Origin of the sequence: Streptomyces sp. HD (assembly GCF_028369295.1) — a bacterium.
Lineage (GTDB): Bacteria > Actinomycetota > Actinomycetes > Streptomycetales > Streptomycetaceae > Streptomyces.
The window spans coordinates 77,822-91,131 of sequence record NZ_JAQMYP010000029.1 but is presented as its reverse complement, the minus strand read 5'-3'; the positions used below and the strand labels follow the sequence as shown (position 1 = coordinate 91,131).

Here is a 13,310-nt window from a genome sequence, read left to right as displayed (position 1 = left end):
CGCCTGTCCCTGCCACCGACTGTGATCAATCAACTCCGCACAGGTGATGAAACCTGTTGATTGAGCCGCTCGGAATTTGATTGCTCCCCCGATTCGACTCGCTGACCAACCCCCTCGCCCCGGAGAGTCGGTTGCGAACGCAACTGGACAGAAGGGAGCAGGTACCCGACTCGATCGAGGAGCACCGCCCAAGAATCCGGCCCGCCTCGCACAGAGGCTGAGGCCACCGCCGTGCAAGCGCAGGACGACGCGGGCACGGTGCGCATCGGACCTCAGGAGAAGCAACATGAGTACGGAGATCGCAGTCGGCAGCCTTCCGCGCGGCCGACGCAGCAGAACGACCATCGCAACCGCCGGCGCGGTGCTGCTCGCACTGTGCCTGGCCCTGCTCAGCCCCATCGGCGCCGCGAAAGCCTTCGCGATCGACGACGAGCGTGACGTCACCTGGGACATCAGCCAAGGCAAGTCCGGCTACCAGCAGATGATCAAAGATGTCCGCAACCGAGTCCATCAGCAGGCGATCTACGGAGCGGGCTCGGCGGGGACGGTGTATGCCACCGGATCCAGCACCGACTACTTTCTCGTCAACGTATTCGACGGGCCGAACCTGCAGACCCGGCTCGTCGTGAACGCCCACAGCCTGTATGTGCAGGGCTACTACAACCCCAACGACCGCACCTACCGCTACACCTCGGACGCGGACCTCCGGGACGTGAACTGGATGCCGTCCACGTCCGCGAACCCCGCCATTGCCATGCCACTCCCGTTCTCGGGCAACTACGCCGGTAGCAATGGTGGGCGGCCGGGCCTGACCAACTACTCCGGCCAGGGCAGAACGTGGCCGATCTTCTCCACCGACTCGGCTCGCTCCATCGCGCAGCAGCTCGCCAACACGAACTCCGCAGACAGCGCCAGGGCCGGAGCGCTCCTGTGGTTCGTTGAAGCTGTCGCCGAGGGCGCCCGGTTCAACGCCATCTCCAGCCGGATCACCGCTGGCTGGGGCGACTGGCAGGGATACCATTTCGACGCGGACGACGTGGGCTTGATAACCAACTGGCAGTCGATCAGCGACGACTTCCAGCGGCGACTCCAAGGGCAGAATGTGGCGCCGCCCGCCCCGATCGGTCGGTACGACTTCAGCACCCTCGCCAACACCGCGGCCATCTTCTTCCTCATGATGTGGATCAAAGCCTGACCGGTGGACAGCCTCTCTGCCCGGCATCAGCGTTCGCGATCTGCGCACTGGACGGCTGATGCGCCGACGGAGCCTCCGAGAGGGATTGATTGCCCTGATCGGGCGGGCTGCCGATCAACTCTCCGGCTGCCAGTCTTGGATCCGTGGCCCTCATCCCCCCGAGGGGCACACCCCGGCCGGCGACCTCTCAGCCCCCCTGAACGAGTCCCGGCCAACCGAGGCGCCCGCGTTCTACGCGGGGCCTGGGCAGACAGCCGCCGGTGGACGCCCCCCGTCCACCGGCGGCTTCTGGCGTGGCGCAGGCGCCGCGCGCTCGTCAGTGCCTGACGTGGCCCGAAGGCGACGTACGCCTCCGGCGAGAGGGTGAGGGTGCCGACCTCGGGGTTCTTGGAGTCGCGGACGGCGATGTGGGGGGGCGCACTCCACGCAATCGCCGCCGCCGCCAACGTCGTACGCCACTGTCCCGACTGGCGTGCCGCGGTGCTGATCCTGCGACAGCCGGAGGGGCGGGGGCGGGGACTGCGTGTCCAGGTCACCGACGGGTGTCCGTGCCCGCCGTTGTCCACAGCTGTGGACAAACTCTCCGAACTCTCCTAAGAGACCGTCTGGTTCGAGTTTGATTCCTCCCCTCCCTTCGCTTGCGCTCAGGAAGGGGATTCCTGGCTCAGGCTGCCTGGCGGAACAGCGTCCCGCCAGGTCTTGCGCCATCAGCACCAGCCGGGATGAGACCAGCCCGGGCCAGCATCACGCGAGCGGAGTTCTTGTCTCTGGGCGAGACGGCTCCGCACGCGGTGCAGGCGTACGTTCGTTCCGAAAGTGGATGGGGGTCCCCCACGCCCTTAAGGCAGTGGGGGAGCGTGCTTGGTTCTCGCTCCGCACTGCGCGCAGTCCATCGTGGTGTGCGCGGGATGGACCAGGTGCACGATCCTGCCGTGCTTGCGGGCCATCTCCAAAAGGGCCTTCTTGGTGGCGCCGATGGCGGCATCGGCGGCCTTCCTCGCCATGGTCGACTTCGCGAGGAACTTGGGCTTGAAGTCTTCGACGGCCAACGCGTCGTGGTCGCGCACGACCTTCTTTGCCCACTTGCGTCCGGTGTCCTGCCGCTGCCGGGCGATCTTTTGGTACGTCTTCGCCCGCCACTTCCTCGCCTCCCGGTAGCCCTTCGACGCGGCCTGTCCTTTGGCGGGTTCGCGGCGGGCCATCATGCGGTCGTATCGAGTCAGCTTCGCCTGGGCTTTCCTGCCGTGCCGGGCGTGGGGGAGGTCGTGGGGGTCGCTGGTGGTGGTCGCGGTCTCCTTCACGCCCCAGTCGATCCCGATCACTCGGCCGGTGGCGGGCAGCGGCTGGACTTCGGCAGGCACGACGAACGAGGCGTACCAGTGCCCGAGGCTGTCGCGGTACACGCGCACCGAGGACGGTTCGGCGAGAAGATCCCGCGATCACACGACCGTCAGGGTGATGTTCCCGGCGAGGTGCAGACGGCCGTCCTTCAGCCGGAAGCCTCGCTTGGTGTAGTTCAGGCTCGGGTCGGCCTCACGCTTCTTCTTGTACTTCGGCATCCCCGACCGGCGATGCTGCGGCAGACGTTCGCGGATGTCCTTGTGCGCCTTCGCGCGGGACTTGCCGAAGTCGCGGATGATCTGCTGCTGGGGAACCGATGAGCCCTCACGCAGCCACGGCGTCTTCGCGCGGGCTTCGGTCAGCATCGCATCCAGCCGGGCCGGACCGCACGTCGCCTTGTCCGTACCTTCGGGGCGGTTCATGTTCCACAGGTGCGTCTGCCTGGACTTGGCGACGGACTCGTTCCAGATCCACCGGCACCGGTCCCACTCCGCCAGCAGCGCACGCTCGGCGGTCGACGACACGCGCAGCCGGAACGTCCACCGGGCATGCCCGGCGTCCCCGGCCTCCTTCACCCCCGACACGACATCCCCCTCCCACAATGGCGTCCCGCCTGATCACCCCAGCTTCCACGATGAGACCGTACGTGCGACATGCGCACACCCGTACCCCCGCTACGGCAAAGCCACCCCAACCAGCGAACACGGGCACACCCGTTCGCATTTCGGCTCCGTCGGCGGCTCTGCGGGCGCTCCGCCCCCCAGGAGACCGGACACAGCGACGCTCCGCCTCGCCGTCACGGGATGCGATTCCTCCCGGCGTGAACGCCGGGGCATCCTCGCAAGAATCAGGTGACGGCAAGGCCGCGGCACAACGTGAGGTGAACGGCAAACGGCGCGAGAGGGACGGGTGTTGACGCCGCGAGGAACATCCCTCCGAAACGCCGAGGACGATTGATCGCCCTGTTCAGAACATGCCGCCGATCAATTCTCCGCGCTCCAGTCTCGGTCTCGAACCGCCGGACTCCCGGCAGAACGAACCATCACCGGAGCACCCACATGTCGCAGACAGCCACGCCCCGCCGACGGTCCCGCCTCGCCCAGGCCGCCCTCGTCCTGGGCAGCGCCGCCGCCCTGACCGTCGGTCTGACCGGCAGCGCCAGTGCGGGCGTCCTGAACCCGCTGCCGTGGAACGCGAGCACCTTCCAGAACAAGTACATGCCGCTGTTCGACTACGACGGGGACGGCTGCTTCCCCGCGGCGGCGGTGGACGCGGGCGGCAACCTCAACGGCGGCCTCAAGCCCAGCGGCCCGATCACCGGCGACTGCCGGGACGGCCACCTCGGCAGAGCCAACACGTACTCGCAGTCCCTGTGCAGGAACGGCTGGTGCGCCTACGTCTACGCGCTCTACTTCGAGAAGGACCAGACGCTCAACGGCGCCGACGCCTTCGGGCACCGCCACGACTGGGAGTCCGTCGTGGTCTTCCAGAAGCAGGGCGAGGAGCGCCCCCGGTACCTGGCCGCCTCCCGGCACGGCGGCTACAGCACCCACCCGATCAACGAGGTGCCGATGGACGGCAACCACGTCAAGATCGTCTACCACAAGGACGGCGCGAGCACGCACGCCTTCCGCTTCGCCAAGTGGGGCGAGGACACGGAGGCCTGGGGCCCGGGCAACCACTGGGACACCCCGGCCCTGGTCACCATGGAGCAGATGGACCAGACGCCGCGCAACGCCCTGTGGAATTCCCAGTGGGGCAGGGCCAACTTCCCGCTGACCAACAACCTCATCAGCAACATCAACAAGGCCCGGCCCTCCCAGGTCCCCGCGTTCTGACACCCGGACCGACACCGAGCCGCCCCCGGCGGGGACACTTCCCCCCTGTCCCGCCGGGGGCTTCCCCGTCAGCTCTGCGTCTGCAACTGCCGCAGCTGCCGAAGGACGTTCTCCAGAGCACCCCGCCGCCGTCCGGGCACCCGGCCCCGCAGCTCCGCGAGCACGGCGCCGAGTTCACGGGCGGGGGCGGTGTCCCGGATCTGCCCCCACTGGTGGTGGGCCCGGTCCACTGCCGCCTCCACCGCGGCCGCGTCCACCGCCTGCCCGGCGGACAGCCGCGCCGAGGCGACCGTCAGCCAGGTACGACAACTCCGCACCGGGTCGCCCGCCAGCATCGCCAGATCCGCCCGCACCTCGATCCAGTGCAGCGCCTCCTCGGAGGCGGGCCCGTGGGTACGCAGAGCGGCCTGCTCATGATGAGCGGCCAACACCTCGGCCTCACTGTGCCGCCCCGACTCGACGGCAGCGGCAATATGAGCATGCGGATCGGCCGGCACGGGGCTCAGAACGGGGAGCCGATCCGAGGCGGTGGCAGCACTTTGGGCCGGGGCCGGCACGGAACCTTGTGCCGGGGACGACGAGGGCCTGTGCGCAGGCATCGGCGGAAGAACCTGCGCGGGGCTTGGCGCGGGGCGCGGCGCGGGGCTCAACTCGGGGCTCGGCGGAGAGCTCGGCGCAGGGTTCGACGCGGGGCTTGGGGCGGGACCCGGCTCTGTGCTGAGCACAGGGTTCGGCACGAGGCTCGACGCACGATTCGGCACGGAGCTCGACTCCGGGCTCGACACGGAGCTCGGCTCCGGACTTGGCGCGGAGCTCGGCTCCGGACTTGGCGCGGAGCTCGACGCAGGGCTTGGCGCGGGACCCGGCTCCGGGCTCAGCGCAGGGCTTGGCGTGGTCTCCTGCGTCGCAGCCGGTGTGGCGCTCTGCGGAGACAGCTTCGTCAGGACCAGCGTGGGGTCCTGTACCGGGATCGACTCGGGGTCCCGTACCGGGATCGGCGCGGGAGCCTGTGCCCGAACCGACGTGGGGACATGTGCCCGGCTGGGCTCAGGCGTCTGTGCCCGGATGGGCTCGGGAACCTGGGCCGGGATCGGCGCGGGAGCCTGTGCCCGAATCGGGGCGGGGTCATGTGCCCGGACGGGCTCGGGCTTCTGTGCCCGGATGGGCTCGGGAACCTGGGCCGGGAGCGGTGCTGGTGCCTCCGGCGGCAACTCCGGCGAAAGCCGCGACGCGCCCGGCGCCGCCATCGGCCCGGGTACCTCCGGCGGCAGCTGTGGCGAGGCCTGCGCGGGAGGCTGCCCCCCGACCGAGCTCGCGACCGAGCTCCCGACCGGCACCGCTACAGGCCCTCCGAGCGGCCCGGTGACCGGCGCTCCGGCCGGCTCCCCGGCCGGCCCGCCAAGCAGCCCACCGGTCGGCCCGCCAACCGGCGCAGTGGCCGGCCCCGGCACCTGTACGGCGTTGTGGGGGCGGAGTTGCAGCGGGCTCTGGTGCGGGGGCTGGGCGGCGGGGGTCTGTGGGGGCATCTGGGCGGGGGCCTGGGCCGTCAGGATGATGTCGGTGCCTACGCCGGCGTCGGGGGAGATCCGGGACAGTGCCTGTTGGTGGAGCTGCTCCAGGGGTGGGCGGTGGCCGCTGCGCAGCAGGGTCGCCACTGCCTTCATGTACGCCGGGCCCGCCACCGTACGGCGGCTCGGCGGCGGGGCGATACGGCCGTAGACCGCGTTGTTGCGGCCCGAGTCGAGGGGGTTGGTGCGCAGCCACTCCCAGGTCTCGGGGTCGGCGTGCAGGTCGAGGAGGAGCGTCGTCGAGCCCGGTGCGCGCAGGCGGAGTTCCTCGCGGAACCAGTGCCAGGGAAAGCCGGTGTAGCGGACCGTCGACGCGGTGGTCCGGGCCAGCGCCAGGTGCGGCAGGTGCTGGCGGCGGTCCAGGTGGAGCTGGCCCGCGACGAAGACCGTGAGCGGGGCGGGAGCGGCCGCGGCGGCGCGCAGGCGGGTGAGGACGGCCTGCGGTTCCAGGGGGTCGGCGAGCTCCACGACGTTCGCCGTGTCCGTGCCGGACAGCACCGTGGGCGGCACCGCGGCGAGGACGGGGAGCACGGAGGCGGCGTCCACCAGACAGCCCTTGCCCGCCGGCGCGGCGGCCAGCAGCAGCACGGTTCCGGGCATCGGTCCCTCCCCATCCCCCGTCGATCACGTACGGCAGCACCGTAACCGCTGCGGCTGCAAAGCGGGATCTCAGGACTGTTTACGCCCGATTCCGCCCCCATTCCCCACCGCATTCCCACGTCAATTCCTCACCTCGGCCCCCATCCCTCGCCCCACCCCAGGCCCCCGTCCCTCTCCCCACCCCAGTCCTCCACCTCGTTCCCCTCAGTCCCCCACCTCAGTGCCCGCACCCCCTCTCCTCCGCACCGCGAACACCGTCGTGTCGTCGGCGAGGTGCCCGCCGCAGTGGCGCAGCGTCCGCTCCCGGACGAAGGCGACCAGGCGGGCGGGGCGGGCGATGGCGGGGTCGGCGGCGACGGCCTCGGTGACCTCGGCGGTGAGCGGGTAGAAGGTGCCGCCGTCGTCCCGGGCCTCGGTCACGCCGTCCGTGGTCAGCAGCAGCGTCTCGCCGGGGGCGAGCGGCACCCGCAGCACCGGTGGCGGACCGTCGGCGGGGACGAGTTCGCCGTAGCCGAGGGGCAGGCCGTGGCCGGGCGGCAGGGGCCGTACGCCGGCGGGGCCGACCACCAGCGGGGCGTCGTGGCCGAGGACGACGGCGTCCATCGTGCCCGGCCGCTCCTCGGGGAAGCCGAGCAGTACGGCGGTGGCGAACCGGTCGCCCTCCTCCCGGCCCAGCGCCGTACGCAGCCGGATGTGCCGCTGCATCCGCACCTCAAGCCGCAGCGCGACCGCCGTCAGGTCCGCCTCGTGATAGGCGGCCTCCCGGAACGTGCCGAGCAGCGCGGCCGCCGCCTCCACCGCGCCGAGCCCCTTGCCCTGGACGTCGCCGAGGATGACGCGGGTGCCGTGCAGGCCGGTCTGGATGTCGTAGAAGTCGCCGCCGACCCTGGCCTCGCTGTCGGCGGACAGATACACGGCCGCGTGGTCCAGGCCGCCCCAGCCCGGCGGCAGCGGGCGCAGCACGGTGCGGCGGATCGTCTCGGCGACGTCCTGCATGTGCAGCATGCGCTGCTCGCCGCGCACCCGGACCACACAGGCCAGCGTGGCGAGGACGCCGCCGATGCCGGCGAGTACGAGGTCGGGCAGGCCGGCCTCGTACTCGTGCGGCAGGACGGCGTCCGCGGCGAGGTAGGTGGCGGGCGCGAGCACCGCGTACACGGCCGTCCCCCACACCCCGCAGATCGCGGCGGCGATACCGGGCACCAGCACGATCCAGGACAGGATCCGGAAGTCGCTGCTGGTCCGGAAGTCGACCGCCACGATGCCGACGAGCAGCAGCAGCGGCGGTACCCAGGCGACACTGCGGCCGCGCACGCGCAGCAGCTGAGGCGGGCGCGCGCCGCCCACCGGGCTGGCCCCACCGTCGCTGACGGCCCTCATGCGCCTCAGACAAGCACGACGTTCAGTACGCCGCATCCGGGTACCCGTGACCGCCGACTTGCCAGGCAGCCCCCTCAGGTGTGCCCTTGTTGGCGGGGGCGAGGAGAGAGAGGAGTGCTCTCATGGCTCATGCGGCACCCGCGTCGGGTTCCCTGCCCGACGTCTTCAGTCAGCGGACGCACCGCATCGCGAGCGTCGCCGTACCGGTCGTCCTCGGTCTGATCTACGGCTACTGGGCCGCGGCGAACCGGCGCTCCGGCGGCGAGATCACCGGCTGGAACCTGCTCTTCGGCTTCGTCACCGCGATCGCGTTCATGGTGCTCTACGTCGCCGTACGCGAGATCGCCTCGCGCTCCATCCGCGAGGTGCACGCGATCCTGTGGGCCGCCTTCGTGGGCGGCGGATTCGGGTTCCTGTACAGCCAGAGCGGCAACACCGTCCTCAAGTCCGCGGCGATGGGGCTGGCGGTCGGGGCGGTCTCCTTCCTCGTGCTGTTCTACCGCTACTACACGCACGAGGACGCCGAGGGCCACCGCACCGGGTGACGGAGGCACGTGACGGGCTCACGGATCGGCCCCGGCCACCTCGGCGCCGGGGCCGACCCGTTCCCCTTCATCCACCCACGGGGTCGTGCACCGCAGGGGCTCCTGGCTTCCCCTGATCCATGAGACACCCGTTCGGGTGAACGCTCCACCGGAGAGCGGAACCGTGCCGCCGTATGCAGGCACAGCGCTGGCGGTCCCGGCCCCGTGACCCTTGCCTGGAAGGGTGCCCACCCGTCTGCGGAACGCCCTGTCGGCAGCGCTGATCGCGCTGTCGTGCCTGCTGGTGCCGTTCGGCGCGCTGGCGGCCTGGGTGACGTACGGGCTCGCGGACACCGGCCGCTATGTGACCGCGATGGCGCCGCTGGCCGCGGATCCGGCGGTGCAGGGCGCGGTGGCGGACACCGTCGGGGCCGGGATCGTGCACGAGGTGGCGCCCCGGCTCGACCACGAACTCGGCGCCCGTGACGAGCGGGGCGCGGTGCGGCCCTTCGTCTACGACGCGGTGCGCTCGTTCACCCGGACCGAGGCCTTCCGCACGGCGTGGGACGCGGGCAACAGAGCGGTCCACGACGCGGTGCTGAGGGCCCTTCAGGACGGGCGCGACCGTACGGTCACCGTCGACCTCGCCCCGGTCACCGCCAAGGTCAAACGCCAACTCGCCGACGACAACGTCCCGTTGGCGCAGCGCATCCCGGTCGAGCACACCGCGGTCCCGGTGCTCCCGGCCCAGGAGCTGGACCGGCTCAGGAAGGGGTATCAGGTGCTCGAAGTCGCCGGTTTCTGGCTGCCGGTGTCCGCCGCCGTCCTCGCCGCGACCGGCATCGCGGTCGCCGCCTGCCGCCGCCGCGCGGTCACGGCGACCGCGCTGGGCACGGCGCTCGGCGGCGCGTTCCTGCTGCTCGCGGTGGCGATCGGCCGCCGGCTCACACTGGCCGACCTGCCCGAGGCGGCCCACCGCCCGGCCGGGGGCGCGGTCTACGACGCCCTGACGCACACCCTGCGCTCGGTGTCCTGGCTGCTGATCGCCCTCGGTCTGACAGCGGCCCTGGCCTGCCGTTTCACGGAGTTCCTCGCGCGACGCCGGCGAGCGTCCGCAGCGCCCACCGCAGATCCGGCTCCGGGGCCGACGCGAGCCCGAGCCTGACGGCGTCCGGGGTCCGGCCGGGGTCCACCCCGAAGGCAGGTCCGGGGGTGACGGCGATGCCGTGCGCGGCCGCGGCTGCCGTGAAGGTGTCCGCGCGCCACGGTGCGGGCAGCTCCCACCAGGCGAAACAGGCGCGCGGATCGGACCGTACGGCGAATCCGCGCAGTTCCTCGCCGACGATGCGCTGCCGGTGCCCGGCGTCCGCCCGCTTCGCCGCGACCAGCCGCCGTACCGTGCCGTCCCCGATCCACCGCACCGCCGCCTCCATCGCGAACCGCCCCGCGCTCCACCCACCCGACCGCACGGCCGCCGCCACCGCCTCGACCCGTTCCTCGGGTACGACGACGAAGCCGACGGTGAGCCCGGGGGCGACCCGCTTGGAGAGGCCGTCGACGACATGGGTGAGGCCGGGCGCACGGGCGGCCAGCGGGTCGGGCGACGGGTCGGCGAGAAAGGACCAGATGCGGTCCTCGACGACGGGGATGTTCAACTCACCGACGGCGTCGGCCAGTTGACGCATCCGCTCCGCGCCCGTCGTGAGGGACGTCGGATTGTGCAGCGCCGGCTGGAGGTAGAGCGCGGACAGCGGGGTGCCGCGATGCAGGGCGACCATGGACTCCGGACGCACCCCGCCCTCGTCCGCCGCCAGCGCGACCAGGCTGATGCCGAGCCGCGCGGCGATCTCCTTGACCAGGGGATACGTCAGCGGCTCGACCCCGAGGCGCCCGCCGGGCCGGACGAGGGAGGCGAGGGTGGCGGCGATGGCCTGGCGGGCGTTGCCGGTGAACAGGACCTGGTCGGGCGCGGGGCGCCAACCGGGGGTGGCGAGGAGAGTGGCCGCGGCCTCCCTGGCGGGCGCGGTGCCCGTGGCCGGAGCCGGGCGCAGGGCGTCGGTCAGGACGTCGGGGCGCAGCAGCGGGGCGAGGGCGGGGGCGAGCAGCTCCGACTGGCCGGGCGCGGAAGGATAGTTGAGCTCCAGGTTGACCGGCGCCGCGGTCGCGGCCTCGACGAGCGCCCGCCCGGTCGCCGCCGGAGCGGCCCGCACGAAGGTGCCCCGGCCGACCTCGCCGACGACCAGCCCGCGCCGCACGAGCTCGGCGTACACCCGCCCCGCCGTCGACCCGGCGATCCCGCGCCGCCGCGCGAACACGCGCTGCGGGGGCAGCCGTTCACCGGGCTTGAGCCGCCCGGCGGCGATGTCGTCGGCCATGCGGTCGGCGAGGCGCCGATAGTCGTTCACGTGCTCCCCCTGACATTGCACCGAGGGCAAAGATCTTATTGCACCGAGCAGTTGGGCCGATCTAGGGTCGTTCACATGACCCCTTCCCTCGCATATGAGGATATAAGAGGCGCCGATGCGTCATCGACTCCACTCGTCCTCATCCACGGCCACCCCTTCGACCGCACGATGTGGTCCCCGCAGATCGAGGCGTTCTCCACCACCCGCCGCGTCATCGCCCCCGACCTGCGCGGCTACGGCGCCTCCCCGGTCGTGCCGGGCATCACCCCGCTCTCCGTCTTCGCCGCGGACATCGAAGACCTGCTGGACGACCTGAAGGTGGAGACCTTCGTGCTGGCGGGCCTGTCGATGGGCGGCCAGATCGTCATGGAGTGCTACGACCGCTTCCCCGACCGCATCCGCGGCCTGGTCCTAGCGGACACCTTCCCGGCGGCGGAAACGGCCGAGGGCAAGCGGGCCCGGGGCGCCATGGCGGACCGGCTGCTGCGCGAGGGCATGCGCGGATACGCCGACGAGGTACTGGAGAAGATGGTCGCGCCGTACGCGGACGCCCAGGTCAAGGCCCACGTCCACCGCATGATGACGGCGACCCCGCCCGAGGGCGCCGCGGCGGCCCTGCGCGGCCGCGCCGAACGCCCCGACTACCGCACCCTGCTGACCCGTGTCACGGTCCCGGCCCTGGTCGTCGTGGGCGAGGACGACGCCTACACCCCCGTCTCCGACGCACAGGCCATGCACACGGCCCTCCCGAACTCGACCCTCCGGGTGATCGAGGGAGCGGCCCACATGCCGAACCTGGAACGGCCGGGGGAGTTCAACGAGGCGCTGAGGGAGTTCCTGGCCGGGATCGACGCCTGATGCGGCTCGACACCTGATGCGGCTCGACACCTGATGCGGATCGACGCCTGGTCGACACGCCGTCTACGAACCGCTCGACGTCATGTTCAGCACGACCACGAGCAGCACGAACGCGATGGACACCCCTGGACGGCCTTCCCCCAGCCGGGCATCGGCTCGCCTCGCCCGGTCGCCTTGCGGGCCGCGGTGAAGGCGACGACCAGGCCGATGACGGCGAGGGGGGGCGAGCACCAGGGTCAGCCAGTCGACCTGTACGCGTGTCATCGCAGATCTCCCTGTCCCACTTGTTCCGGCTCGGTTGCGACGGCTCATCATCGGCGCGCCCCGTCGGGACCCCTCCCGGTCCGCTCGCCGCGCAACCTTCACCCCACGACCCACGTCTTTGAGGGATGATTCGGGCATCCCACCCATGAGCGGAAGGCCGGGCCTTGGACACTGCGGCTGCCGAGTGGACGAGCGTCGGCGATACCCGTGCGCGACGGGGCTGTGGCCGACTGCTCGGGGCCTGGCTCGCCGGGCTGTTGCTCGCCGGGGTCGGGGTGGCCGTCGGGTTCCGGGTCGCCGACAGCGACGGGCTCACCCCCGTCCCACAGCTTCTCGCCTTTCTGCCCTGGCTGCTCGTGCCGACGGGCGTCGGGCTGCTGCTGTCGCTGTTCGCGCGCTGGTGGACCGGCCTCGTGGGGGCCGTCGTACTGCTCGGGCTGCTGGCCTGGTACATCGAGCCGTACGGGAAGATCGGCGATCCGGACGGGACCGCGGTCGCATCCTTCCGGGTGCTGACCTCGAACGTCGAGTTCGGGCACGCGACCGAGGCGCTGGTCGCCACGGTCCGCCGCGAGAAGCCGGACATCGTGTTCGTCCAGGAATGCGAGCACACCTGCGACGCCACCCTTCGGGAAGCCCTCGGCACCGACTATCCGCACCGGGCGGCCCAGATCGCCGACGGCTCCAAGGGCTCGGTCGTCCTCAGCCGCTTCCCGCTCACCTCCGCCGCCCCTGTCCCGGGCACCATGGCCATGCCCGGCGCCGTCGCCGACGTGCGCGGCCACGCCGTACGGCTGCAACTGGCGCACCCCATGCCGCCACTGCCCGGCCGCACCGACCTCTGGCGCCGGGAGCTCCGCGAGCTACGCGACTTCGCCGCGGACACCGACACCGACCGCACCCCCCTCGTCCTCGCCGGCGACTTCAACGCCTCCCAGGACCACGCCGCCTTCCGCCGCATCCTCGACACCGGCCTGCACGACGCCGCCCGCCTCACCGGCCACGACCGCACCCCCAGCTGGCCCGCCCGGACCACACCGACCTTCGGCGTACAGATCGACCACGTACTCCTCTCCCCGCACTTCTCCACCCGCACCACCCGCTTCCTCACCCTCCCCGGCACCGACCACCGGGCCCTGCTCGCCGACGTCACCCTCCACCAGCCCGGATGAGGTGAACGGCGAGCCGAACAAGGGTGCTGAGAGCCTGCCCGCAAACCCCCGTCGTTCGCCCGTAGGGCGGGCGCCGCGGCGTCCGGTGCGTGCGATCGCAAGGCGCCGGAGTGCCCGCGTGGCGGAGCCACGTGGGCGGTTCGGCAACGCGGCGAGCGTGCGTGC

At 71.7% G+C, this 13,310-nt stretch carries 8 protein-coding genes and 2 pseudogenes; 6 read left to right on the top strand and 4 right to left on the bottom strand.

Going from position 1 to position 13,310, the window contains the following annotated elements; genetic code table 11:
* Positions 1-286 precede the first annotated feature (286 nt).
* On the top strand, positions 287-1,195 hold the full coding sequence (locus POF73_RS26830) for a ribosome-inactivating family protein (protein ID WP_272120387.1): 909 nt from the start codon (positions 287-289) through the stop codon (positions 1,193-1,195).
* A 664-nt stretch (positions 1,196-1,859) separates the two neighbouring features.
* Here POF73_RS26830 and POF73_RS26820 read toward each other — a convergent pair.
* Positions 1,860-3,120, bottom strand: a pseudogene (locus tag POF73_RS26820) (RNA-guided endonuclease InsQ/TnpB family protein).
* 474 nt (positions 3,121-3,594) lie between these two features.
* Here POF73_RS26820 and POF73_RS26815 point away from each other — a divergent pair.
* Positions 3,595-4,374, top strand: coding sequence for an NPP1 family protein (locus tag POF73_RS26815; protein WP_272120385.1), 780 nt, complete (start codon positions 3,595-3,597; stop codon positions 4,372-4,374).
* 68 nt (positions 4,375-4,442) lie between these two features.
* Here POF73_RS26815 and POF73_RS26810 read toward each other — a convergent pair.
* Positions 4,443-4,868, bottom strand: a pseudogene (locus POF73_RS26810) (hypothetical protein); the annotation flags it as partial.
* A 1,878-nt stretch (positions 4,869-6,746) separates the two neighbouring features.
* Positions 6,747-7,922: a PP2C family protein-serine/threonine phosphatase gene (locus POF73_RS26800; protein WP_272120383.1), complete on the bottom strand. Its 1,176-nt coding sequence runs from the start codon at positions 7,920-7,922 to the stop codon at positions 6,747-6,749.
* Positions 7,923-8,044: 122 nt separating this feature from the next.
* Between POF73_RS26800 and POF73_RS26795 the strand changes: the two genes are divergently transcribed.
* On the top strand, positions 8,045-8,467 hold the full coding sequence (locus tag POF73_RS26795) for a hypothetical protein (RefSeq protein WP_272120381.1): 423 nt from the start codon (positions 8,045-8,047) through the stop codon (positions 8,465-8,467).
* Positions 8,468-8,690: 223 nt separating this feature from the next.
* Entirely contained in the window at positions 8,691-9,611 is a 921-nt protein-coding gene (locus POF73_RS26790; RefSeq protein ID WP_272120378.1) for a hypothetical protein, read from the top strand.
* On the opposite strand, the gene POF73_RS26785 is transcribed toward POF73_RS26790, so the two are convergent.
* Entirely contained in the window at positions 9,526-10,851 is a 1,326-nt protein-coding gene (locus POF73_RS26785; protein WP_272120375.1) for an aminotransferase-like domain-containing protein, read from the bottom strand. The two genes, POF73_RS26790 and POF73_RS26785, sit on opposite strands and share 86 nt — an antisense overlap.
* Before the next feature lie 75 nt (positions 10,852-10,926).
* Here POF73_RS26785 and POF73_RS26780 point away from each other — a divergent pair, with 75 nt between their 5' ends.
* Positions 10,927-11,709 carry an alpha/beta fold hydrolase gene (locus tag POF73_RS26780; protein ID WP_272120373.1) on the top strand — a complete coding sequence of 261 codons (783 nt, stop codon included), beginning with the start codon at positions 10,927-10,929 and terminating at the stop codon, positions 11,707-11,709.
* Positions 11,710-12,137: 428 nt separating this feature from the next.
* On the top strand, positions 12,138-13,145 hold the full coding sequence (locus tag POF73_RS26775) for an endonuclease/exonuclease/phosphatase family protein (protein WP_272120370.1): 1,008 nt from the start codon (positions 12,138-12,140) through the stop codon (positions 13,143-13,145).
* The last annotated feature ends 165 nt before the right edge of the window (positions 13,146-13,310 follow it).

Coding starts and splice junctions, on each gene's coding strand:
- POF73_RS26780 (WP_272120373.1), top strand. CDS start 10,927: ATGACCCCTTCCCTCGCATATGAGGATATAAGAGGCGCCGATGCGTCA.
- POF73_RS26815 (WP_272120385.1), top strand. CDS start 3,595: ATGTCGCAGACAGCCACGCCCCGCCGACGGTCCCGCCTCGCCCAGGCC.
- POF73_RS26795 (WP_272120381.1), top strand. CDS start 8,045: ATGGCTCATGCGGCACCCGCGTCGGGTTCCCTGCCCGACGTCTTCAGT.
- POF73_RS26830 (WP_272120387.1), top strand. CDS start 287: ATGAGTACGGAGATCGCAGTCGGCAGCCTTCCGCGCGGCCGACGCAGC.
- POF73_RS26800 (WP_272120383.1), bottom strand. CDS start 7,922: ATGAGGGCCGTCAGCGACGGTGGGGCCAGCCCGGTGGGCGGCGCGCGC.